This window comes from Trichloromonas sp. (genome assembly GCF_034006665.1).
GTDB lineage: Bacteria > Desulfobacterota > Desulfuromonadia > Desulfuromonadales > Trichloromonadaceae > Trichloromonas.
This window is the reverse complement of the sequence record NZ_JAVESI010000019.1, coordinates 1-22,669: the sequence shown is the minus strand read 5'-3', so window position 1 is coordinate 22,669 and position 22,669 is coordinate 1. Positions and strand designations below refer to the sequence as shown.

At 61.3% G+C, this 22,669-nt stretch carries 18 protein-coding genes; 3 read left to right on the top strand and 15 right to left on the bottom strand.

The window, feature by feature from the left end:
* Window positions 1–160 precede the first annotated feature (160 nt).
* The 3 genes from RBR25_RS08985 to RBR25_RS08975 form a co-directional block, all read right to left on the bottom strand.
* Window positions 161–2,818 carry a valine--tRNA ligase gene (locus RBR25_RS08985; protein ID WP_432819217.1) on the bottom strand — a complete coding sequence of 886 codons (2,658 nt, stop codon included), beginning with the start codon at window positions 2,816–2,818 and terminating at the stop codon, window positions 161–163.
* A 135-nt stretch (window positions 2,819–2,953) separates the two neighbouring features.
* On the bottom strand, window positions 2,954–4,417 hold the full coding sequence (locus tag RBR25_RS08980) for a response regulator (protein WP_432819216.1): 1,464 nt from the start codon (window positions 4,415–4,417) through the stop codon (window positions 2,954–2,956).
* 374 nt (window positions 4,418–4,791) lie between these two features.
* Window positions 4,792–5,832 carry a deoxyguanosinetriphosphate triphosphohydrolase gene (locus RBR25_RS08975; RefSeq protein ID WP_432819215.1) on the bottom strand — a complete coding sequence of 347 codons (1,041 nt, stop codon included), beginning with the start codon at window positions 5,830–5,832 and terminating at the stop codon, window positions 4,792–4,794.
* Between the two features lie 257 nt (window positions 5,833–6,089).
* Here RBR25_RS08975 and RBR25_RS08970 point away from each other — a divergent pair, with 257 nt between their 5' ends.
* Entirely contained in the window at window positions 6,090–6,530 is a 441-nt protein-coding gene (locus RBR25_RS08970; RefSeq protein ID WP_432819214.1) for a MucR family transcriptional regulator, read from the top strand.
* A gap of 60 nt (window positions 6,531–6,590) precedes the next feature.
* On the opposite strand, the gene RBR25_RS08965 is transcribed toward RBR25_RS08970, so the two are convergent.
* Complete coding sequence (locus RBR25_RS08965; RefSeq protein ID WP_432819213.1) at window positions 6,591–6,977, bottom strand: DUF2914 domain-containing protein; 387 nt, start codon at window positions 6,975–6,977, stop codon at window positions 6,591–6,593.
* 114 nt (window positions 6,978–7,091) lie between these two features.
* On the opposite strand from RBR25_RS08965, the gene RBR25_RS08960 reads away from it, so the two are divergent.
* A complete protein-coding gene (locus tag RBR25_RS08960) occupies window positions 7,092–7,829 on the top strand; it encodes a PilZ domain-containing protein (RefSeq protein WP_432819212.1) in 738 nt (245 codons plus the stop codon).
* Between the two features lie 15 nt (window positions 7,830–7,844).
* Here RBR25_RS08960 and RBR25_RS08955 read toward each other — a convergent pair whose 3' ends face one another.
* The 8 genes from RBR25_RS08955 to RBR25_RS08920 all read right to left on the bottom strand — a co-directional run bounded on the left by RBR25_RS08955 (window position 7,845) and on the right by RBR25_RS08920 (window position 17,907).
* Window positions 7,845–9,002, bottom strand: a complete 1,158-nt coding sequence (locus tag RBR25_RS08955) for a phosphopentomutase (RefSeq protein WP_432819211.1) — start codon at window positions 9,000–9,002, stop codon at window positions 7,845–7,847.
* Between the two features lie 20 nt (window positions 9,003–9,022).
* Window positions 9,023–9,694: a deoxyribose-phosphate aldolase gene (gene deoC / locus RBR25_RS08950; protein WP_432819210.1), complete on the bottom strand. Its 672-nt coding sequence runs from the start codon at window positions 9,692–9,694 to the stop codon at window positions 9,023–9,025.
* 77 nt (window positions 9,695–9,771) lie between these two features.
* On the bottom strand, window positions 9,772–10,971 hold the full coding sequence (gene argJ / locus RBR25_RS08945) for a bifunctional glutamate N-acetyltransferase/amino-acid acetyltransferase ArgJ (RefSeq protein WP_432819209.1): 1,200 nt from the start codon (window positions 10,969–10,971) through the stop codon (window positions 9,772–9,774).
* A 52-nt stretch (window positions 10,972–11,023) separates the two neighbouring features.
* Window positions 11,024–13,711 carry a preprotein translocase subunit SecA gene (gene secA, locus RBR25_RS08940; RefSeq protein WP_432819208.1) on the bottom strand — a complete coding sequence of 896 codons (2,688 nt, stop codon included), beginning with the start codon at window positions 13,709–13,711 and terminating at the stop codon, window positions 11,024–11,026.
* A 183-nt stretch (window positions 13,712–13,894) separates the two neighbouring features.
* Window positions 13,895–14,764: a M23 family metallopeptidase gene (locus RBR25_RS08935; RefSeq protein WP_432819207.1), complete on the bottom strand. Its 870-nt coding sequence runs from the start codon at window positions 14,762–14,764 to the stop codon at window positions 13,895–13,897.
* A gap of 113 nt (window positions 14,765–14,877) precedes the next feature.
* Window positions 14,878–15,345 (bottom strand): N-acetyltransferase, encoded by a 468-nt coding sequence (locus RBR25_RS08930; RefSeq protein WP_432819206.1) that lies wholly within the window; start codon window positions 15,343–15,345, stop codon window positions 14,878–14,880.
* A 29-nt stretch (window positions 15,346–15,374) separates the two neighbouring features.
* Complete coding sequence (gene recN / locus RBR25_RS08925; RefSeq protein WP_432819205.1) at window positions 15,375–17,042, bottom strand: DNA repair protein RecN; 1,668 nt, start codon at window positions 17,040–17,042, stop codon at window positions 15,375–15,377.
* A 10-nt stretch (window positions 17,043–17,052) separates the two neighbouring features.
* Window positions 17,053–17,907, bottom strand: coding sequence for an NAD(+)/NADH kinase (locus RBR25_RS08920; protein WP_432819204.1), 855 nt, complete (start codon window positions 17,905–17,907; stop codon window positions 17,053–17,055).
* A gap of 168 nt (window positions 17,908–18,075) precedes the next feature.
* Between RBR25_RS08920 and RBR25_RS08915 the strand changes: the two genes are divergently transcribed.
* Window positions 18,076–19,467, top strand: a complete 1,392-nt coding sequence (locus tag RBR25_RS08915) for a replication-associated recombination protein A (protein WP_432819203.1) — start codon at window positions 18,076–18,078, stop codon at window positions 19,465–19,467.
* A 74-nt stretch (window positions 19,468–19,541) separates the two neighbouring features.
* Here RBR25_RS08915 and RBR25_RS08910 read toward each other — a convergent pair whose 3' ends face one another.
* The 3 genes from RBR25_RS08910 to RBR25_RS08900 form a co-directional block, all read right to left on the bottom strand.
* Complete coding sequence (locus RBR25_RS08910) at window positions 19,542–20,945, bottom strand: SUMF1/EgtB/PvdO family nonheme iron enzyme (protein ID WP_432819202.1); 1,404 nt, start codon at window positions 20,943–20,945, stop codon at window positions 19,542–19,544.
* Window positions 20,946–21,012: 67 nt separating this feature from the next.
* Window positions 21,013–22,044: an ABC transporter substrate-binding protein gene (locus RBR25_RS08905; RefSeq protein ID WP_432819201.1), complete on the bottom strand. Its 1,032-nt coding sequence runs from the start codon at window positions 22,042–22,044 to the stop codon at window positions 21,013–21,015.
* Window positions 22,041–22,544, bottom strand: a complete 504-nt coding sequence (locus RBR25_RS08900; RefSeq protein ID WP_432819200.1) for a TRAP transporter large permease subunit — start codon at window positions 22,542–22,544, stop codon at window positions 22,041–22,043. Before RBR25_RS08900 ends, RBR25_RS08905 begins: the two co-directional genes overlap by 4 nt.
* Between the last annotated feature and the right edge of the window lie 125 nt (window positions 22,545–22,669).

Genomic DNA, 22,669 nt, shown 5'->3' with positions numbered 1-22,669 from the left:
ACATTTAACAGCCGACCATCTTCGAATAATCCTCATTTTATCGCATGGTTGCCGTTTTCTCATACAAGGCGGGGACAAAACGGCCCAAAAGACCGATGATCCTTTGGGCCGTCTTATTGAGCGCCGGGTTCGGGAGGAATCCCCCATACCCATCTCGGGTTCAGCGCAGCGCCTGAATCTTTTTCAGACTTTCCTGCAAAATAGCGAGTTTTTCCTCGGCTTCACTGAGCTTGGCGCGATCTTTTTCCAGAACGTGTCGGGGCGCATTGGCAACGAAATTCTCGTTAGCCAGCTTCCTGGCAAAGAGGTCCACATCCTTCTCGACCTTGGCGATCTCCTTGAGCAGGCGTTTTTCCTCCTCCTCGACATTGATCAGTCCGGACAGGGGCAGCAGGATTTCCACATCCCCGGCGACCTGGGTCGCGGCCTGACCCGGTCGCTCCACTCCGACGCCGAGGGTCAGCTCGCCGACCCGGGCCAAGGCCCTGACGTAACCGACGCCGTCACGCAGGATGGTTGCCGAGGCCTCGCTCTTGCAGTCGAGCACCGCCTGGATCTGCTTGCTCGGCGCCACATCCATCTCGCCGCGAATATTACGGATGCCTTTGATCACCTCCATAATCAGTTCCATCCCCGCCACGCTTCGCTCCCCGTAGGGAAGGCCCTCGCCGTCGGGATAGGAGGCCTCCACCAGAAAGGTCGTGGGACGTTTGCCCGGCAGGGCGTGCCAGATCTCCTCGGTGATGAAGGGCATGAGCGGATGGAGCAGGCGCAGCAGATTTTCCAGCACCACATAGAGCACGCTCTGGGCGCGGTGCTTCACCACCGGGTCGGCGCCGTAAAGATCGTCCTTGACCAGTTCGATGTACCAGTCACAGAAACTGTTCCAGGTAAAAGTATAGAGGGCGCCGGCAGCGTCGTTGAACTTGTAGTCGACCAAGGCCTGGTTGGCCTCGCGGGCGGCCTCGGCCAAACGACAGAGAATCCAGGTGTCTGCCGGCGACAGATCAAGCCGATCAAGATCGATCCCCTCGGGGTCAAAGCCCTCCAGGTTCATCAAGGTAAAGCGGCTGGCGTTCCACAGCTTGTTGGCAAAGTTGCGGTAGCCGGCGATGCGCTCGGTGGAAAGCTTGATATCCCGTCCCATGGCGGCGAAGGCGGCGAGGGTAAAGCGGAAGGCGTCAGTGCCGTATTCGTCGATGACGCTCAAGGGGTCAATGACGTTCCCCTTGGACTTGCTCATTTTCTGCCCCTGAGCGTCACGCACCAAGGCATGGATGTAGACCTCTCTGAAGGGAACCTCGCCCATGAACTTGAGGCCCATCATCATCATCCGCGCCACCCAGAAGAAAAGGATGTCGAAGCCGGTGACCAGGCAGGAGGTCGGATAGAACTTCTTCAGGGTCGCGGTCTGCTCCGGCCAGCCCATGGTCGAAAAGGGCCAGAGGGCGGAGGAAAACCAGGTATCGAGCACGTCCGTCTCCTGGCGCAGATGGGTACCGCCGCAGTGGACGCAGCTCGTCGCGTCCTCGCGGGAGACGGTGATCCCCTCGCAGTCGTCGCAATACCAGGCGGGGATGCGGTGCCCCCACCAGATCTGCCGGCTGATGCACCAGTCCTTGATGTTGTACATCCACTCGAAGTAGGTCTTTTCCCACTGTTCGGGGATGATGCGGGTGCGACCGTCCTTGACCGCGTTGATGGCCTTTTCGGCCAGGGGCCCGACATTGACGTACCACTGCTTGCTCATATACGGCTCGATGACCGTTTTGCAGCGGTAACACTCGCCCACGGCATTGTCGTGCTCCTCGATCTTCTCCAGAAGCCCTTGCGCTTCGAGATCGGCCACCACCTGCTTGCGAGCGGCGTAGCGCTCCAGACCGCAATAGGGGCCGCCGTTCTCGTTGACGTTGCCCGATGGGTCGAAAATGTTGATGAATTCCAGGTTGTGGCGTTTGCCCACCTCGAAGTCGTTGAAGTCATGGGCCGGGGTGATCTTCACCGCGCCGCTGCCGAACTCGCGATCGACATAGTCGTCGGCGATAATGGGGATCTCCCGCCCAACCAGGGGCAGCAGCACGGTCTTGCCGATCAGGTCGGTATAGCGATCATCCTCGGGATTGACCGCCACGGCGGTATCGCCAAGCATCGTCTCCGGGCGAGTGGTGGCCACGACCAAGAAGCGGTCGCTGCCTTTGACCGGATAGCGCAGATGCCAGAGGTGGCCCTTCTTCTCCTCGTGCTCCACTTCCAAATCGGAGAGGGCGGTGTGACAGCGGGGGCACCAGTTGATCAGGCGGTTGTCCCGATAGATCAGGCCGTCCTCGTAAAGGCTGACGAAAACCTCGCGCACGGCGCGGGAAAGCCCCTCGTCCATGGTGAAACGCTCCCGCTCCCAGTCGCAGGAAGCGCCCAGGCGCTTGAGCTGGTTGATGATCTGCCCGCCCGATTCGGAACGCCACTGCCAGACCCGCTCAATGAAGGCCTCGCGCCCCAACTCGTGACGATCCTTGCCTTCGGCGGCAAGCTGTTTTTCCACCACGTTCTGGGTGGCGATGCCGGCATGATCGGTGCCGGGCATCCACAGCGTTTCAAAACCACCCATGCGCTTCCAGCGCACCAGAATGTCTTGCAGGGTGTTGTTCAGAGCGTGCCCCATGTGCAGCACCCCGGTAACGTTGGGCGGGGGGATCACGATGGAATAATGGGGCTTAGGGGAATCTTCGTCGGCGCGGAAGCAGCCCTGGCTTTCCCAGGCTTGATACCATTTCTTCTCGACGTCGCGGGGTTCGTATCCTTTGGGCAGATGGGTTTCCATGGACGCTGCGTCCTTCCTGCATATGATGTGGCCGCCTCGGAGGCGGAGCCTAGACACAAAAAAAGAAATGGGGATTTTAGCCATCCCCATTCCATCCGTCAACCGGCGATCACTTTAAAATTCGACGGATATCTCTCAGCCGACCTCTTCCGCCTCAGCCTTGATCTGACGCAACTCTTCTTTGATCAGGCTTTCGGCCAAGTCGGGAACAACTTCCCAGGCAATCCGCTCAAGGATGGTCCCGGCCAGTCGCTCGATCACCGTTTTCGCGACACGCTCGACGATTTGCTCCAACTCGGCCTCGCACAGAACCTGCGCCCGTTGCGCGACCGCTTCCGCGCTCACGGCGGCCGCCAAGTCATCGGCTGCAAGCGGCGGCAACTCGTCACCAACAGCGGCCGGGAAGGCCGCCGGCATCTCAACGACGCTCTCGGCAGCGGCTATCGGCGCTTGGGGCTCAAGGTCTTCCTCGGCAGGGGGAAGTTCCGCCTCGAACTCTTCACCGGAGACGAACAGCGCTTCATCTTCCACCACCGGCGGAGACTCGAAAAACGCCGGTTGCGGAGCGATTTCCGTCGTCATTTCTGGGAAGGCTTCCGCGCCTTCAGCGGCAGGAGCAGCGGGTTCTTCGTCTTCGAAAGCGAAGATGTCCTCGGCCAGGGGGGGACACTCCTCCGCCCCTTCCGTTGCGAAAGTCTCTGTATCGGAGACAAAGACGAAGTCGTCTTCGGCGGCCTCCGGTTCCAGAATATCCTCGTCATCAAGAACCAGAATATCGTCTTCGCCAAGTTCCAGCACCTCTTCGGCCTCGGCGGAACCCACTGGTTCCTCCGAAATCGCCGTCTCAACGGCAACCGTCTCGGCAGATGCCTCCATTTTCCCCCCGACCTCATCCGCCGCAGCAGGGAGGATGGGCTCGTCGCCGGTCGAGGCGAGATCCTCTTCGACCAGAGAGACCTCGCCCCAGATGTCCTCGGCCGCCTCCGGCGTCGGCGTCGGCGTGGCAGCCGCCTCGGCATCGTCGCTGAAAATGGTGCTGAAGTCGACTTCCGCCAGCGTTTCCGGCGCAACGGCTGCTGCCGCCGGCATGGACTCGGGCTCTTCGAGCTCGGTCCAAATATCCGCCTCCACTTGGGGTTCGGGTTCGGGGGCGGAGACGGGTTCTCCCGCCGGCACGACGGGCGCCGGTTCTTCCACCGCTACGGAAGCCGGTGCCGGGGGGGGAGCCCAGGCCTTGTCGAGCAGCTCCTTGACGCGAGTAATCAGAGTCTGGGACTCAAAGGGCTTGGCAATCCAGCCATCGGCGCCGCAGGATTCAGCCTTGGCTTCATCGAAGGGCTCGAAAGTACCGGTAAGCAGCAAAACAGGAACACCGGCCAGGGACGGATCGGCCTTGACCGCGGCACACAACTCGTAACCGTTCTTTCCGGGCATGAAGACGTCGGCGAGAATCAGGTCGGGGCGGTCGCTTTTCGCCTTTTCCAGGGCGGCATCGCCATTATCGGCGACGGCAAGCGTGTAATCTTCATTAACGAAGGTGATGCCGATGACTTTCTGAATGGTGACACTGTCGTCGGCCAATAACAGCTTCCTGCTCATTCAAACCTCCTGATTCCCCGATGGGGAGGGTTGCCGGAAATCCCAGCGGCACAGCTCCGCGACAATCCGTTCGATATCCTAGAGAAGATAAGGGGTCTGGTTATAAAGAATATGCCGCCCCTCGTTTCCGGCGACGGAGCTGCCGGGCTGTTCAATCCTTTCGGGCGCCGGGACGCGGGGGAGAGCGTCGGCCGGCAGGGCTACCCGTCCCCCGGCGAAACACCAGGGACATGTCGGTGGGAAAAGTCAAGCTCACCTCCCACGATCGGACCTGCGCCAGCCTCCGGAAAGAGCCTCAAAACAGCTGAAACGCTATCATAGAAAATCCCGGAGTGTCAAGAGGAGCAACTGGAAAGTTCAATAGGTTAGACCGTTTAGAAGAGTTTCCAGGGCTGCGGCAAAAAGAGCCGGTGATAAAGATTAATAGCATAGCGGTCGGTCATGCCGGCAAGGAAGTCCGCCACCGAGACTTCCCGGCAATCCCCCGGCAAGTGCCGGCCACCATGAGTCGTCAGCGCCTCCTCGTTATCCATGAAAAAGAGGAAGAGCTCACGTAGGATCCGCGCGGCCTTGGCGAAATCTTCATACACCGTCGGCGCCTGATAGACGTGCTCATAAAGCCAGTCCCGCAAAGCGGTAACCGCTTCGGCCAACGGTTCGGAGAGAAGGATCTCTTCTCCTCGCGCCGCGAGGGAATGTCGGATGATGTCATTGACCATCATGCGGATCCGCTGGGAATGGGTCTCCCCCAGAAGGGAAACGATCCGTCCGGGAATCTGGCCGGATCGCACCAGCCCGGCACGCAGGGCGTCATCCAGGTCGTGATTGACATAGGCGATGATGTCGGCCAGACGCACGATGCGCCCTTCCAGGGTAGAGGCGCGCACCGCCGGGCTGCTCCCCTGGATCGGCCCCTGCCCCTTGGAATGTTTGAGAATGCCGTCTCGTACCTCGAAGGTCAGATTCAGTCCGGCCCCGTCCTTTTCGAGCACGTCGACGACCCGCAGACTCTGGCGCACATGGTGGAAACCGCCGGGAACCAGTTCGTTGAGCACCCGCTCCCCGGCATGGCCAAAGGGGGTATGGCCGAGATCGTGCCCGAGCGCGATGGCTTCGGTGAGATCCTCGTTGAGGGCCAGAGCCCGGGCGACCGTGCGGGCGATCTGCGCAACTTCCAGGGTATGGGTCAGGCGAGTACGATAATGATCCCCCTCGGGCGCAAGAAAGACCTGAGTTTTATGTTTGAGGCGACGGAAGGATTTACAATGCAGTATACGGTCCCGATCATGCTGAAAAGCGGTCCTGATCGAACAGGGAGGTTCCGGGCGGTTTCGCCCGACAGTATCAGCACTGCGGCAGGCATGTTCGGACAAAAACTGCTTTTCCCGCTCCTCAAGCAGAAGACGAATGTTCATGACCGCCCCTTCTCCCATTGCTGTAGATTTGTTGAAACGACCATCCACCAGACTCTGAACCGTAGAAAATAATAACAACGGACTTATCGGTTCCGGTTCGGAAGAAGCCGACCAAAGAAGATCAAAAAACCGATTTGCTGATTATCATTGCGATTTTTCCCACAAATATTTGTTGCTTTTATCACAAAATATTGTATTAGTAGCAAAAATTAATCGCTAATCGACACCACCATAACCAAATAATCAGGAGAAAAAACATGGCGACACTACTGGAAATGGCGGCCGAAATCATAGCCGCTCATGCCTCGACGACCACCATGACCAAAGAAGAACTGGTTGCAGAACTGGTTGAATTGCATAAAACCCTCGGCGCTCTGGAAAAGGGGGAAACTCCCGTCGTCGAAGGCAGTGCGCCCGAGGAAGAGACGGCTGCCGCTCCGGTCGTTTCCCTGAAAAAAGCCTTCGGCAAGGACAAGGTCGTCTGCATGATCTGCGGCAAAGAGATGAAGACCCTGGCCCGCCATCTCAAGACCGCCCACAACCTCAAGCCCGCGGAATACCGCAAGCAATTCGGCATCCCCAGCAAGCAGCCCCTGGCCGCTCGCAACTACTCGGAAAGCCGCCGGGCGATGGCCGTGGAACGCGGCCTCGGCGACAACCTCGCCAAAGCCCGCGCGGCCCGGGTTAAAAAGAAGTAAGGGTCGCGCCCCTACCACATCCACGAGAAAAGCGCCCGGCCGGGCGCTTTTCTCGTTTCTTTAAAAGAGGGTGAAGGGAATGCTGCGCAACAGTTGCCCTGTTTCGTCCACCACCTCGACCCGCCAATCCCCCGTCCATCCCGCCTCCAGGGTTTTGACCGACCAGGTGTTCCAAGGGGAATGGCCTACGCGTAACTCGATCCGCGCCATCTCCCGGTCGCCCCAATACCAGACATGGAAGATCGTCGTCGGTTCCTCGGCGCCGAGAATTCTGGTAAAACAGGAAAGCGGACCCGATGCCGCCGGCCACCCCTGGACGTTGTCCACTGGCCGATGGTCTATGACCCCCGTGGTAATCAACCCCTCGGCAACTTCAAGCGCCCGGGCCGCACCATCATTCATCAGCAACAAAAAGAATGAGAGCCCCAAAACAAGCAGGGTCTTCACGATGAATACACCTCCCTTTTGTCTTTTGTGTAAATGGCAGGGATCGGGTATTTAGAAAACCCGGAGTACCCGGCACAGACGCCATCCCCCCCCGCAACAGAAGGGCCACCCGCAATGAAACGACTGCTTCTCGGGGACACCCGACAGCCGCTACTGGAAACCATCGAAGGCATGCTCAAACACTGGGGATATCGGGTACTGGTCTCGTCACGCCCGGAACAGATCAGGGTGCTGCTGCAGGAGACCTCGCCCGACCTGCTCATTCTTGGCGCCGGGCTACTAGCCAATGCCGAAAGTGCCCTGCGTCAAGGTGTCGATAAGCAGCTTGCCGCGGGCAACTGTCCGCTCCTTGTGCTGGGGGAGGAAGGGGTTGAGGTCGATCCGACACTTCCCCATGAAGCGATCTCCGTTCCCATCGATCTCTTCAGCTTCTTCGCCCAGGTACAGCGCCATACAGAGCGCTTTCCCCGCAAAAACCTGCGCCTGACCGTCAAGCTGCCGGGGATGTTCGCCCGCGGGGCCCAGACCTTTCTGGCGGAAGTCCTCAGCCTGAGCATCCAGGGGCTGATGATCAAGACCAGCCTGCGCATGGAACCGGGAGATCTCCTGACCGTCTGCATCCCCTTGGTCGGCATGAGCAAGGAACTGGAACTGGCGGGGCGCGTTCTCTACAGCGTCCATCCCAGCCCGGACAACAACTATATGCAGGGGGTGGGGGTGGAGTTCATCGATCTGAACGAGGCGGATCGCAAGGCCCTCGGCGAATTTATCCGCAAGCGCTTCTTTGGCGGCGTCTCCACCGAAGAGCACGCCCCCCAGGTCTTCCCGGACCAGTTCGAGCCGCCGCCCTGAGCGCTCCTTCCCAGTTTATCCCACCAGTTCCCGCCGAAAGCTTTGTCCGCTCGCCGCCGCCACGCCGAAAACCTCGGCGACGGTCGCCGCAACATCGGCGAAGGTTGGCCGTACCCCCAGCGCCATCCCGCGCGCCATGGCCGGCGACCAGACCAGAAGCGGCACATATTCCCGGGTATGATCGCTCCCCGGCGTGGTCGGGTCACAACCGTGATCGGCGGTAACAATCAGCAGATCGTCGTTGCGCAGGGCGGCCAAACACTCAGGAAGCCAGCGGTCAAACTCCTCCAGCGCCGCGCCAAAGCCCAAGGCATCAAGCCGGTGCCCGTAAAGCATGTCGAAATCGACGAGATTGGTAAAGATCAGCCCCCGCTCCATCCCCGCGAGAGCAGTAAGGGTCTTGACCATGCCGTCGTGGTTGTCGCTGCTGTAGACGTAGTCGCCAATCCCGCGTCCGGCGAAAATGTCGCGGATCTTACCAACCCCGAAGACCGGAATACCGGCACCGGTCAGGACATCGAGCACGGTAGGGGCGGTGGGCGCCAGAGAAAAGTCGTGGCGGTGGGCGGTGCGCCGGTAGTTTTCCGGAGCGTCGCCGACAAAGGGACGGGCGATGACCCTCCCGATACGGTAGGGATCAAGGATGCGCCGGGCAATGCGGCAGATCTCATACAACCGTTCCACCGGGATAACCGCTTCATGAGCGGCGACCTGAAAGACCGAGTCGGCGCTGGTGTAGACGATGGGGCGACCACTGCGCACATGCTCGTCGCCCAGTTCTTTCAGGATTTCCGTCCCGCTGGCAGCGACGTTGCCCAAAACATCGAGCCCCGTTTCCCTTCTCAGGGCGGCGATGATCTCTTCCGGAAAGCCGGTGGGGAAAGTCGGCAGGGGGTTGGGCTCGATGATGCCGGCGATTTCCCAGTGACCGGTGGTGGTATCCTTGCCGGCGGAAGCCTCGACCATCCGACCCCAGCCCCCCCGGGGGGCGGCGACCGGCGCCACTCCAGCCAGATCGAGGATATTGCCCAGCCCCAGCTCGCGCAAGTGGGGGAGGTTCAACCCGTCGCAGGCCTCGGCCACATGGCCTAGGGTATTGGCCCCGACATCCCCGTAGCGCGCGGCATCGGGCAACTCGCCGACACCACAACCGTCGAGGGTAATCAGCACCACTCGTTTTCCCCCGCCCCCCCTCACAGCCCCTGCTCCCGCCGCCACTGGTCGACAATGGCCGTGCCCGCGCTGCTGCCGATGCGGGTCGCCCCCGCCGCCAGCAGCGCTCGGCAGGTGGTCCAGTCGCGAATGCCGCCGGCGGCCTTGACACCGATGCGCCCGGCCGCGATCCGCACCAGCAGTTCCACATCGGCGATGGTCGCTCCGCCCGAGCCGAAACCGGTGGAGGTCTTGACATAGGCCGCGCCCGCCCGCACCACCGCCCCGGTCAGGGCGATCTTTGCCGCCGTATCGAGAAAACAGCATTCGAGGATGACCTTGACCCGGGCCGTCCCGGCGGCATGCACGACTTGGCGGACTTCCTCTTCCACGGCGGCCAGATGGCCGTCAAGAGCGTTGCCGAGATGGATAACCATATCGATCTCCACCGCCCCAGCGACGACAGCCTCGGCGGTTTCAAAGGTTTTGACGGCAGGGAGCGTATAGCCGAGCGGAAAGCCGATGACCGTGCCGACAGCGACCTCCGACCCGTAGAGCAGCTCGGCGGCCTGGGGGACAAAAACCGGTGGAATGCAGACCGAGGCGAAACCGTACTCCACTGCTTCCTCGCAGAGGCGGCGCACCTGGTCGGCACGGGTATCGGGTTTGAGCAGGGTATGATCGATCAGGGATGCGGGATTGGGGTAGGTCATGACGATGGCATAATCGACCGGGGCGATTCGTAAATCGCCCCGGCGCGTTGGAGATGAAGGTTGGATCGGACTCCCGATCAGCTCCGGTAATCGGCGTTGATCTTCACATAGTCGTAGGTCAGATCCGAGGTGTAGTAATAAGCCCGGCCGCTGCCCAGCTTGAGATCGACGGTGACGGTGAACTCCGGGGTTTTGAGGATTTCGGTAGCCTTGGCTTCCAGCTCCTTGCCGGTGCCGAGACCATCCTTGACCACCGGGATCTCGCCGAAGCGGATGTCGACCTTCTCCGGGTCGACCTGGGCACCACTGTAGCCGACGGCGGCGATGATTCGTCCCCAGTTGGCGTCCTGGCCGAAGAAGGCGGTCTTGACCAGGCTGGAGGTGGCGACGCTGCACGCCGCCTGACGCGCCTCGGCATCGCTTGCCGCACCCGTCACCTCGACCCGCACCAGTTTGGTGGCACCCTCGCCGTCGCGGACGATCATCTTCGCCAGTTCCAGCAGCACCTCGTCGAGCAGCGTTTGAAATGCCTCGTCCGCCTTGGAACCGGCGGCGATGGGCGCGTTCCCAGCCACGCCACTGGCAAGCAGCAGCACCATATCGTTGGTCGAGGTATCCCGATCGACGGTGATGCAGTTGAAGGAGCGGTCCACGGCGGTGCGCAGAGCACGGTCGGCGTAGGCCGGCTCCAACTCGGCATCGGTCATGACAAAAGCAAGCATGGTCGCCATGTTGGGATGGATCATTCCGGCGCCTTTGGCGACGCCGAGGAGGCGGAAAGGACGACCGTCGATCTCGCCGGTGACGGCGTAACGCTTGGCGAAGGAATCGGTGGTCATGATCGCCACCGCCACTTCGTCGGCATGATCCTCCCCCAGTTGCGCCGCCAGCTTCGGCACCTGTTCCTCAAATTTGGCCATAGCCAGAGGCGCGCCGATTACCCCGGTAGAGGAGACCGCCACCAACTCCTCGTCGATGTTAAGGGCCCTCGCCGCCAGCACGCCGCAGCGCAGGGCGTCCTGGCGACCCTGCTCGCCGGTGCAGGCGTTGGCGTTGCCGCTGTTGACCAGCACCGCCTGGCAGCGGCCCCGACGAACGCGCGGCGCACTGATCTGTACTGGTGCCGCCACCACCTTGTTGGTGGTGAAAACCCCGGCGCACACGGCCGGTTTGTCCGCCACGATCAGCGCCATGTCGAGGCGCCCCGATTTTTTCAAGCCGGCGGCGCCGGCCGCGAAGCGAAATCCGGCCACGCCATGAAGATCATCTCTGTTCATTCCGCTCGTCCTCCTTTGGGGAATCGCTGCCCCCTGCGTCCTCGTCTCAGCCTTACTTGCCGCAGCACTTCTTGTATTTCTTGCCGCTACCGCAGGGGCAGGGGTCGTTGCGCCCGATCCGCTCGTCATCGCGTACCGCCGGTTGTTTAAGCTGCTCGTCACCGCCGACGCGGTTGAGAACCAGGCGCTGTTTGCGCTGCTGCTCCTCCATGCGCTCCACATCCTCCTCCCGTCGCAGCTGGACCCGGAAGAGTTTCTGCACCACTTCCTGGCGAATGCGTCCCATCATCTCCATGAACAGGCTATAAGCCTCGCGCTTGTACTCTTCCTTGGGATTGCGCTGGGCGTAGCCGCGCAGACCGATCCCTTCCTTGAGATGATCGATGGAGAGGAGGTGGTCCTTCCACTGCTGGTCGATGGTCTGCAAGAGCAGCACTTTCATCAGGTGTTCCATCACCGGCGTGGTAAATTCCGCTTCCTTTTCCGCCAGGCGCGCCATGACCTGTTCCTTGAGAATCTCTTCCAGCGCCTTGCGGGTCAGATTGCGATCGACCTCGGGAAGTTGCGCCTCGATCATGAACTGGTCAAACATATCCAGCGCCAGGCTGTCCCAGTTCCACTCGGCCACCGGGGTTTTTTCCGGGCAGAAGGTGGCGACCACATCCTCGACCATTTCCAGGATGATCGACTCCACCGTTTCGCGCACCCCTTCGCCGCCGAGGACTTCGCGGCGCTGGGTGTAGATCACCTCGCGTTGCTTGTTCATGACGTCATCGTATTCGATGAGGTGCTTGCGGATCTCGAAGTTGTGCCCTTCGACCTTCTTCTGGGCGTTTTCCACCGCCCGGCTGATCATGCCGTGCTCGATCGGTTCCCCCTCGGGAAGCTTGAGTTTGTCCATGACAAAGGCCACCCGGTGCGATCCGAAGATGCGCAGCAGGTCGTCTTCGAGGCTCATGTAGAAACGGCTCTTGCCCGGATCTCCCTGGCGGCCGCTGCGGCCGCGCAGCTGGTTGTCGATGCGCCGCGACTCGTGACGCTCGGTGCCGCAGATATAGAGACCGCCGGCTTCAAGCACCTGTTCCTTCTCGGCAGCACACAGCGCCTGATATTTCTCCAGCAGGGCCGGATAGACCGCCTCGGACTCTTCGCTGGAAGCGGCCTCTTTCCTGGCCAGCATTTCCGGATTGCCGCCGAGGATGATGTCGGTCCCGCGGCCGGCCATGTTGGTGGCGATGGTCACCGATCCCTTGCGACCGGCCTGGGCGACGATCTCCGCCTCTTTTTCGTGGTGTTTGGCATTCAGGACATGATGCGGCACACCGCGCTTGTGCAGCATCTCGGAAAGGAGTTCCGATTTTTCGATGGAGATGGTACCAACCAGTACCGGCTGGCTGCTGGCGTGACACTGCTCGACATCCTCCACCACCGCCTTGAATTTTTCCTTTTCGGTCTTGTAGATGACGTCGGCCATGTCCTGCCGCTGCATCGGGCGATTGGTAGGGATCACCACCACATCGAGCTTGTAGATCTGGTGAAATTCCGCCGCCTCGGTGTCGGCGGTGCCGGTCATTCCCGCCAACTTCCCGTACATGCGGAAATAGTTCTGGAAGGTAATGGTCGCCAGAGTCTGGTTCTCGCTCTCGATCTTGACCCCTTCCTTGGCCTCCACCGCTTGGTGCAGTCCGTCGCTCCAGCGCCGCCCCGGCATGAGTCGCCCGGTGAACTCGTCGACGATCATGACCTCGCCGTCCTTCACCACGTAATCGACATCGCGCTTGAACAGGGCGTGGGCCTTGAGCGCCTGATTGACGTGATGGAGAATTTCAATGTTCCGAGGATCGTAAAGATTGTCCACCCCCAGCAACTTTTCGACGCGGAGCACCCCTTGCTCGGTGAGGCTGGCCGCCTTGGCCTTTTCATCGATGGTGTAGTCGTTGGTGTATTCCTTGACCTTGCGCCCCAGCTTTTCGTCGCGGTGCTCGATCACCTCCCCCTTTTTCAGCATGGGAATGATGCGGTTCACCGTGTAGTAGAGTTCGCTGGAGGCCTCGCTCGGCCCGGAAATAATCAGCGGAGTTCGTGCTTCGTCGATGAGGATCGAGTCGACCTCGTCGACAATGGCGTAATGATGCTCCCGCTGCACATAATCGCTGAGCGAGAACTTCATGTTGTCGCGCAGATAATCGAAGCCGAATTCGTTATTGGTGCCGTAGGTGATGTCGCAGGCGTAGGCCGCCTTGCGCTGGGCGTCGGTAAGACCGTGGACGATGACGCCGACGGAGAGGCCAAGAAAGCGGTGGATACGCCCCATCCACTCGGAGTCGCGGCGGGCCAGATAGTCGTTGACGGTAATGACGTGTACGCCGCGGCCGGTCAGGGCATTGAGATAGGACGGCAAGGTAGCGACCAGAGTCTTGCCCTCGCCGGTTTTCATCTCGGCGATCTTGCCGGAGTGCAGAACCATGCCACCGATCATCTGCACGTCGAAGTGCCGCATGCCGAGCACGCGTTTCCCCGCCTCGCGCACGACGGCAAAAGCTTCGGGGAGCAACTGATCAAGGCTCTCACTGCCACCCAGACGCTCACGAAACTCCAGGGTCTTGCCGCGCAATTGCTCGTCGGAGAGCGCGGCGATCCCTTCCTCCAAGGCATTGATCCGCGCAACAACGGCGCCCATGCGCTTGAGTTCGCGTTCATTCTTGCTGCCAAAGAGTTTTTTGATCAAACCACCCATCATCAGAAAATCTCCAAATGCGACCCCCGCCGGGAAAAACCAGGATCGGAATTATAAGATGCGTTTGCCGTCAAAAAGACTGGGGATGATAGCACAAAAAAAATCACCCTACCAAGAACAAAGCCGGGGAACGACGAACGCCCCGGGGAACCGGGGCGTTCGCTGGGGGACTGAACCGGAAAGGGGCTAGATGTATTTTTTCGGGTTAAGGGGAACCTTGTTGCGCCGGACTTCGTAGTGGACATGGGGCCCGGTGGAACGGCCGGTATTGCCGACAGCGGCAATCTTCTCACCGCGTTTGACCCGCTGCCCAACCTTGACGTGAATTTTGGAATTGTGCGCGTAGTAGGTCTGGAAACCATAGCCATGGTCAATGATCACGATCTTGCCGTAACCGGCCACCGTCTCCGCGCGACTGACGATGCCGCCCGCCGTAGCGTAGATCGGCGTCCCGGTGCGCGCCGCGATGTCGATCCCCTCATGCATGACCGGGCGACCCGAGAAGGGAGAGCGGCGCATGCCGAAGCCTGATGTCACCAGCCCCCGTGTCGGCCAGCCGCGCGGCTTGGAACCGAGCAGGGAACGCTCGTCGCTAAGCAGGCCGTGAACCTCTTCCTGGCTTGCCCGATGCAGGTCGATGGCGCGCATGATCTCGTCGATCCGACGCTGCACCTCGGAGAATTCCTCGGCGGGGTCTTCTTCGAGGGGGCCGCCGAGGCCGGTGAGAGCATCGGCCTTGGGCCTGGTCAGTTTGGCCATGACCCGCACTTTGGCGTCATTCTGCGCCAGCACGATGAGTTCCTGACGTAGGCCCTCCAGACGCTCCGTCAGTTGCCGCAGTTCGGCCAGGCGCAGGTGGTTCTCCGTCCGCAACCGCTTGAGCTCGCTGTGATCAATCCGGATACGGGCGTAATCGTAGACCAGCAGAGCCGCACCGAATAGAAGCGCCATCCCCAAAACGGACGCAACCCCCAGCCACCAGCGCCGAACCGCGAAGCGGCGGACCTGGTGGGAACCTTCTGGAATCATGAGTACGGTATATTTTTTCGCGGACAAAACCTAGACATCCCCCGTGACGCCCAAATCCCCGGCGTATGCGACGTGGTTGCGGACCATTGGGATTAATACCGCGAAAACCCTATGGATGTCAAATTCATAGCGGGGAATGATCAGTCCGATTCAAGTTCCGGAAACTCGATGATCATGGCGATTTCGTCACATTCCGGGAACTTGGGACACTTGATGCAGTCGCTCCAGATTTTGTGGGGGAGCTCGGATTTTTCAATTTCATGAAAACCGAGCTTGCCGAAAAAGACCGGCTTGTAGGTGAGAGCGAAGACCCGGCGGATGCCGAGCCCCTTGGCCTCGTCGAGACAGGCGTCAACCAGTGTCCGGCCGATCCCCAGCCCTCCGCGGGCAGCGTCCACCGCCAGGGAACGCACTTCGGCGAGATCAGACCAGAAGATATGCAGACAAACGGTGCCGACCACCTCACCATCCATTTCAAAAACGTAGAAATCACGAATCCCTTCGTAGATATCCGCGAGGGGCCGGGAGAGCATCAGCCCCTGCTGGGCATAGGTAAGCAGCAGCTTGTGAATCACTTTGGCATCAGCCATACGGGCTTTACGGATCATGGCGTATCTCCCCATGAAAAGGGCGGAGGTCAGGCCCCCCGCGACGCCCCGATGAGTTCCCGGGCGTGGTCGAGGGTGCGGTCGGTCATCTTGGCACCGCTGAGCATGCGGGCCATTTCGCAAATGCGTTCATCCTCGTCGAGGCGCGTCAGCACGGTATGGGTGCGGCCCTCCCGCTCCTGCTTCTCAACCCGGTAGTGGGCCTCGGCGAAGGCGGCGACCTGAGGCAGATGGGTGATGCACAGCACCTGTCTACCCCGGGCCACGGCCCGCAGCTTCTCGCCAACGGCGGTAGCGGCCTCGCCGCCGATGCCGGCGTCGACCTCATCGAAAACCTGGGTGGCAATGGCATCCGCTTCGGGCGCGGCGCTCTTGAGCGCCAGCATGATTCGCGACAGTTCCCCTCCCGAGGCAATCCGCGCCAAGGGTTTGGCTTCCTCTCCGGGGTTGGGGGCGAGGAAGAACTCGCCCTTTTCCAGCCCCCGAGACCCAGGCTCGGAAAGAGGCATCAGCCGCATCTCGAAACGCGCCCGGCCCATGGCCAGCCCCGCCAGTTCGGCCTCGACCCGGCGTTGCAGGGTTTGCGCCCCCTGCCGGCGCCGGGCGGAGAGCGCCGCCCCGACGTGTGCCAGTTGCGCGCGTCCCTGCTCCAGTTTCCGCTCCAGCCCCTCACGAGTGCCGTCGATATCCGTCAGTTCGGCCAGTTCAGCCTCGACGCGCTCGCGCAGGGTAAGCATTTCCGCGATGGTCGGCGCATATTTGCGTTTGAGTCCGGCCAGCAACGCCAGGCGTTCTTCCACCTCGCTCTGCCGAGTCGGCTCGAAAAGGATTTTCTGGCCGTGGTCGCGCAACTGCAGGGCCACATCTTCGAGAGTAAAAGAGGAGGAACGCAGAGTCTCGGCCAACGGGCCCAGGGCGGGGTCGATGCCGGTTAGCTGTTCAAGCGCGTCGGCCAGCATCTGCAACCGCTCGCAAACCGCCCCGTCCTCGCCATAAAGGGTCTCGTAACCGCCGCTCGTCGCCGCCAGCAACTTTTCCCCATGCAGCAGCAGCAGGCGCTCCGCCTCCAGTTCCTCGTCCTCGCCGACACGCAGGTTAGCCTCGGCCAGTTCACGGCTCTGGTAACCGAGTAGATCGAGGCGCTGACGGCGCTCCCGCTGGGCCTCGTCGAGGCGGCTCAGATGTTCCCGCAGTTCGCGGACAGCGTCGTAAACCCCACGGTATTCCGTCAGCAGAGGTTCGGAGTCAGCCAGTTTGTCGAGCATGTCCAGATGCAGGTCGGGACGCTGCAAACCCTGCTGGGCATGCTGACCGTGAATGACCATCAGACCGGCGGTCAGCTCCTGCAATTGCCCAAGGGTCGCCAGGGCCCCATTGATAAAAACCTTGTTCTTCCCCGACCGGGAGACGATGCGCCGCACCAGCAGTTCGTCGCCGTTGTCGAAGCCGGCCTCGGCCAACTGCCGCCGGATTTCCGGGCGGGCGGCTAGGTCGAAAAGCGCCTCCACCGTCGCCTCTTCGGTGCCGGTGCGAATCAGCTCCGGACGGGCGCGCTCGCCGAGGAGTAGGCCGACGGCGTCGATGACGATCGACTTGCCCGCTCCGGTCTCGCCGGTGAGAACATTGAAGCCGGGACCAAAAGTGACTTGCAGGCGGTCGATGATGGCGAAATTGCGGATGATCAGATCGGTCAGCATGGCGGGATGCTCAGCGCGCTCCCCAGTGCAGCTTGGTACGCAGAACCTCGAAGAAGTCCCGCGAGGGGCTCTTGATGAGCAGGGAGCTGCTGCGGGATTTGCGGATCTCCACCACGTCGCCGCCGTGCAGGGGCATCCCCACCTGGCCGTCGGCGGTGAAGACCACATCCTCGTCTTGGAATTTGACCTCGACCCGGATGATCGCTTCGTCGGAAACGATGATCGGCCGGTTGGTGAGCATGTGCGGGCAGATGGGGGAAATGACCAGGCAGTGCAGTCCAGGGTAGATGATGGGGCCGCCGGCGGCCAGGTTGTAGGCGGTGGAACCGGTCGGGGTGGAGATGATCAGGCCATCGGCCTTGAAGGTGGTGAGGTAGTCGCTGTCGACCGTGACCTCCATATCGATGATCCGGGCGATGGCTCCCTTGTTGATGACCACGTCGTTGAGCACCCGGTAGCGCCCGACTTCCTGACCGTCCCGCCGGACGACGGCTTCGAGCATCAAGCGGGTGGTCACTTCGAACTCGCCTTCGATGACTCTTTCCAGTACCGGGTAGAGTTCTTTGAGGGTGATCTCGGTAAGAAAACCGAGGCTGCCGAGATTGACGCCAAGGATCGGGGTGCGCAGATCGCCAACCTTGCGGGCCACGGAAATCAGCGTCCCGTCGCCGCCAAGCACGACAATAAGATGAACCATGGCCGGGATCGATCCGGCGGGATAGCCCTGATAATCCCCCATGTCGGCGGCCAGGCGCTCATCGAGAAAGACCTCGACCCCCTTCCCTTGTAACCAGGAGGTTACTTCACGGGCCACCACGATGGCGGCGGGGTTACTGCGTTTGGCATAGATTCCGATCCGCTTCATAGGCCACCCCCTTTTCGCGAGTTTTGGAAGATAGCACAGGGAGGGGTCAAAGTCCATGCTCGCGGAGCGCTCCCGACTCGGTCAAAAGTCTTTCGATTTCGCCGACGGCGCGCTCTATGCTACAGTTGTTCCCCGCACCCAAACCCTAAACTCCGGGATCGCAATTCCATGGATCTGTTCAAACACGCTACGCAAAACGACGCCGACGCCCCCCTAGCCGAACGCCTGCGCCCCCGCTCCCTCGACGAAATGGTCGGCCAACGGCACCTGCTCGGTGAAGGCAAGGTGCTGCGCCGACTCATCGAGGCCGACCAACTTGCCTCGGTCATCTTCTGGGGGCCGCCCGGCACCGGCAAGACCACCCTCGCCCAAGTCATCGCCAACTCGACCCGCAGCCGTTTCGTTTTCTTCTCAGCGGTCCTGCAGGGGGTCAAGGAAGTGCGCGAAATCGTCGCTCAAGCGCGAGAGGAGAAGGCCTACCACTGCCGCAAGACCCTCCTCTTCGTCGACGAAATCCACCGCTTCAACAAGGCCCAGCAGGATGCCTTTCTCCCCTACGTCGAGCGCGGCGACATCATTCTCATCGGCGCCACCACCGAAAATCCCTCTTTTGAGGTCAATTCGGCCCTCCTCTCCCGCTCCCGGGTCTTCGTCCTCAACCGGTTGGAACCCGAGGAAATCAAAGTTCTGCTCGAACGGGCGCTGACCGATCCACGCGGCCTGGGTCAGCGCCATCTCGGTCTCGCCGCCGAAGCCGAGGAATTTCTCTGTGTGCAGGCCGACGGCGACGCCCGGATCGCCCTGAATACCCTGGAAGTGGCCGCCGCCGGCGCCGAAAACGAAATCTCCCTCGAAAGGGTGCAGGAGGCGTTGCAGAAGAAGGCGCTGCTCTACGACAAGGGAGCGGAAGAGCATTACAACGTCATCTCCGCCTTCATCAAGAGTCTGCGCGGTTCCGACCCCGACGGCGCCCTCTACTGGCTGGCGCGGATGCTGGAGGCCGGTGAAGATCCGCTCTTCATCGTCCGCCGCATGGTCATCTTCGCTTCCGAGGATGTCGGCAACGCCGATCCCCGCGCCTTGCAGATCGCCCTCGCCGTGCAGCAGGCAGTGCACTTCGTCGGGCTACCCGAAGCGCGCATCAACCTCGCCCAGGGGGTCACCTACCTGGCCACCGCGCCGAAGAGCAACGCCAGTTATCTCGGCATCGACCAGGCCCTGGCCGAGGTGCGCAAAAGCGGCGCCCTCCCCGTCCCTCTGCACATCCGCAACGCCCCGACCAGGCTGATGAAGGAACTCGGCTATCACCAGGGCTACCAATACGCCCACGACTTCGCAGGCGGCGTCGCCGACCAGCAGCACCTTCCCGACCGACTGCGCGGCAAAATCTTCTATCGACCCACGGAGCGAGGTTACGAAAAGACCATCAGCGAGCGGATGGCCTACTACCGGGAACTGCGCAATGGGGCGAAACGCCAGGGGAAAGACAAAGCACGGGAGGCGGAGGGACAGGAACAAAAGGCCGAGAAAGATGTCCCTCCGCCAGCAGAAAAGAGCTAGGAGTGAGGGTTCCTATCAAAATTCTGTTTCGATGCAAAAACGGCGGGATGAGTTCGTTTCATCCCGCCGTTCGTCTATTCCATCACCAGTCGGAACCCAACTTGGTTGCTTTCCCGATCGGGGGAGCGTTTGCCGCGGTTGCCGCAACGGACGCTGCCGGGAGAGTCACCCCAGCCGCCGCCACGCCGGACCTTGGTTTCCCCTTCGCTATGCAGCGGGTTGTTGCGGGCATGGCTCTTGTAAGTATCGTGCCCATAACCGTCCGCCGTCCACTCCCAGACATTGCCGAGCATGTCGTAAAGCCCGAAGGGGTTGGGGAAATAGTTTCCGACCGGGGCAGTGGCGACGAATTCGTCGTCGCAGTCATGCCGCTGCCAGGGGCAGGGGTCGTTCTTCTGCGCCACCCGATCGTAGACGTTGGCGAACTTGCAGGCCTGATCCGACTCATCCCCCCAGAAGCGTTCCCAACTGGTGCCGGCGCGACAGGCGAATTCCCATTCGGCTTCGGTGGGCAGACGGAAGCGGCTCTTCCGGCCCTGTTGTTGCGTCAACCAGTCGGCATAATCTCGGGCCTGATCCCAGCTCACATTCACCACCGGCAGGGCGGCGCCGTTAAGAGACAACCCCTTATAACTGCCGCTGTCGTGATCGGTTTTGAACATTTTGAACTGGGCGTTGGTAACCTCGAAGCGCCCCATCCAGAAACCGTCCACGCAGACCTTGTGCGCCGGTTCCTCGTCGGCATAGTTCTTCCGGTATAGAGCATCTCCTTCCTCGCGGATGACCCGGGCCTTCTCCTCCCCGGATTGCCCCATGGTGAAACAGCCGCCCGCGATCCAAACGAATTCGTGGCCGCTCGCCTCATCCTTCCAGACATCCCCGGCCTTGGGCTTTTTTGGCACCGCGCCGGTAATCGCCTCCCCGCAGGGCACCGGCGCGGCGGCCGCTACCGTTGTCACCGAAGCCGAGGCCAACGCGGGCTGTGCCGATTCTTCCTCAATCACCAGCGCCCGGGCGAGTTCGTCCATACGTCCGGGGATCTGATCGGGATTCTCCACCTTGATGTCGGAGGTGCGTAGAATCGTGCCGGTGGTGGTATCGATGAGCCGGGCGGTAACGGACAGGGTCTTACCCCAGCGCAGCACTCCGCCGCTGACCACGCCGGAGACGCCGTAAATCTTGCCGATCTCGGCAGCGGCGCGATCGTCGAGCAGACCGCTGGCGGCAAGCTGCTGCTCTTCCAGAACCTTTTTCAAAAGTACCCGTTCCTTGAGATCGAAGGAGCGGGTACGGCCGAGGGCGCTGATCATCCATTCGGCAATGATCGCCCCGGCATCGGGGATGCCCAGTTCGCCCATAACGTCGAACTCGACCACCGCCACCGGCATCTTGCCATCGCAATCGCCTGCGGCCATCGCCGGTCGTTGTAGCAACAAGCCGAGCAGCAAAACTCCCAGATAGACAAATCGTTTCAGCATGGGTTCATCCCGTCGGAAAGGTGAAAGTCTCCCTTGGGAAAAGGGGGACTTAGGAGGATTTTCCGCCTCAGTCGAAATAGTTGTTGGTCGCCCGGGCAAAAGCCTCGAAAATCCGAGGCACTTCCAAGCCACGCCGCTTGAGGGCCGATTTGCGCAGAGCGATGACATACTGGTTGGAGAGCCGCACCGGCAGTTCGGCGGCGGCCTGCCCGGTTTCGAGAAGCGTCAGCGCCAGCTCCGAAGCGACCTCCCCCTGTTCGAAAGGGGAGACGCCAATGGCGAGCATCGCCCCGTCCTCGGCGTTGAAGACGTTCATGCCGACCACCGGCATGGCGGCGTTGGCCTCCGTCCAAGACATGACCTCCGTGGCCGAAACCATTTTTCCATAATCGTCGGCGCTGCTCAACTGGCGATAGCCTCCGACCAGCAGGTAATCGACCTCTCCGCCCAGCTCCGCCACCGCCGCCTGCCATTCGGCGAAGCTGTCGACATGCCGCACGCCGCGATACTCGAGTCCCTCCCAGTCGCAATCAGCGAGATATTCGGCATCGGAAACCGCCGAGGAGGAGGTGTCACAGAGCAGCATGACCCGCGCCGCCCGGTTCCGGTCGCGGTCGAGGAAGCGCAGGCATTCGGCGATGGCCTCGGCGGGTTTGCGTTCGAGGATGCCGGTCACGTTTGGGGCGCCGGGATAGCCGTACGCCTCGATGCCGCCGTTGACCCCGGCGAAAACAATGCGCAGGCGGGGATGATCGACGTAATGGCGGGCGGCCAGATCCTGGGCGGGATCATCCACGGCGATAAGCACATCGGGAGCCGCCGCATCGATGGCGCGGCGCGCCGCCAGCCCGGCACGGCGCAGGTAATCCCTGTCCTTGGTCCCCTTGGTCTTCATGTAATAGGTGTTGATCCGCACCCAGCTCTGGGCTTTGAGAACCCGGGCGAATCCGGCGTCGACCTCGCGGGTCCAGGCGTAATCCTTGTCGTAGCTGTGCAGCACGAAAATGGTGGGCCGCTGCCAGCCGACGTAGAAAACCACCCCGAAACAGGCGAGAAAAAACGCCGCCATGGCCAGCCGGATGCACAGGCGCAAGCTCATAGAATCCCCAGATAGCGCCAGAAGGGAAAGGAGATGTAGATGGCGAGCAGCTTGGCCGGCCAGAGCAGGGCGTGGAAGAGGGTCAGACGTGGGCAGTCCAGAGGCATGGCCGCTTCGGTCATGGAGGTGAATTGAAGATAGTAGGAGGACTGGAAGGGCCAGATAAAACTTTCGCCGAGAAGCAGGATGACGAAGCCGACCAGCCAGGGGTTGACCCCGACCGCTACCGCCGAGGGCATCAGGAATGTGGCGAAAACGACTACCGTGGCGTTGATCGGCAACGCCAGGCGCACCAAGAAGATCGCCGCCGCCAGCAGCAGGATGAAGATGCTGAAATCCTCGCGCATGTAGGCGGTCAGCCAGCTGAACTGGCTGGTGAACCAGGCGTCGGCGTCGACGTAGCGGATCGCCTCGACCAGACTGATGAGGGCGCCGAGATATGCGAGAAAACTCCAATCGATGCTCTTGCGGAACTCGCGGGCGCCAAGAAAGCCGAACATTGATGCAATCGCGAAAAAAGCTCACGCGGCTTGAGGCATGAGCCAACCAATTCGGTTGTTGCCGGGCCGAAAGGCCTCGGCAAAATGTCGTAGATATCCCCGCAGCGGTCTTAATGGCTCTTTGA

What these genes read in the sequence shown, in the direction of transcription:
- RBR25_RS08985 (WP_432819217.1), bottom strand. Translation starts at nt 2,818, where the DNA reads ATGGAAACCCATCTGCCCAAAGGATACGAACCCCGCGACGTCGAGAAG.
- RBR25_RS08980 (WP_432819216.1), bottom strand. Translation starts at nt 4,417, where the DNA reads ATGAGCAGGAAGCTGTTATTGGCCGACGACAGTGTCACCATTCAGAAA.
- RBR25_RS08975 (WP_432819215.1), bottom strand. Translation starts at nt 5,832, where the DNA reads ATGAACATTCGTCTTCTGCTTGAGGAGCGGGAAAAGCAGTTTTTGTCC.
- RBR25_RS08970 (WP_432819214.1), top strand. Translation starts at nt 6,090, where the DNA reads ATGGCGACACTACTGGAAATGGCGGCCGAAATCATAGCCGCTCATGCC.
- RBR25_RS08960 (WP_432819212.1), top strand. Translation starts at nt 7,092, where the DNA reads ATGAAACGACTGCTTCTCGGGGACACCCGACAGCCGCTACTGGAAACC.
- deoC (WP_432819210.1), bottom strand. Translation starts at nt 9,694, where the DNA reads ATGACCTACCCCAATCCCGCATCCCTGATCGATCATACCCTGCTCAAA.
- argJ (WP_432819209.1), bottom strand. Translation starts at nt 10,971, where the DNA reads ATGAACAGAGATGATCTTCATGGCGTGGCCGGATTTCGCTTCGCGGCC.
- secA (WP_432819208.1), bottom strand. Translation starts at nt 13,711, where the DNA reads ATGATGGGTGGTTTGATCAAAAAACTCTTTGGCAGCAAGAATGAACGC.
- RBR25_RS08930 (WP_432819206.1), bottom strand. Translation starts at nt 15,345, where the DNA reads ATGATCCGTAAAGCCCGTATGGCTGATGCCAAAGTGATTCACAAGCTG.
- recN (WP_432819205.1), bottom strand. Translation starts at nt 17,042, where the DNA reads ATGCTGACCGATCTGATCATCCGCAATTTCGCCATCATCGACCGCCTG.
- RBR25_RS08920 (WP_432819204.1), bottom strand. Translation starts at nt 17,907, where the DNA reads ATGAAGCGGATCGGAATCTATGCCAAACGCAGTAACCCCGCCGCCATC.
- RBR25_RS08915 (WP_432819203.1), top strand. Translation starts at nt 18,076, where the DNA reads ATGGATCTGTTCAAACACGCTACGCAAAACGACGCCGACGCCCCCCTA.
- RBR25_RS08910 (WP_432819202.1), bottom strand. Translation starts at nt 20,945, where the DNA reads ATGCTGAAACGATTTGTCTATCTGGGAGTTTTGCTGCTCGGCTTGTTG.
- RBR25_RS08905 (WP_432819201.1), bottom strand. Translation starts at nt 22,044, where the DNA reads ATGAGCTTGCGCCTGTGCATCCGGCTGGCCATGGCGGCGTTTTTTCTC.
- RBR25_RS08900 (WP_432819200.1), bottom strand. Translation starts at nt 22,544, where the DNA reads ATGTTCGGCTTTCTTGGCGCCCGCGAGTTCCGCAAGAGCATCGATTGG.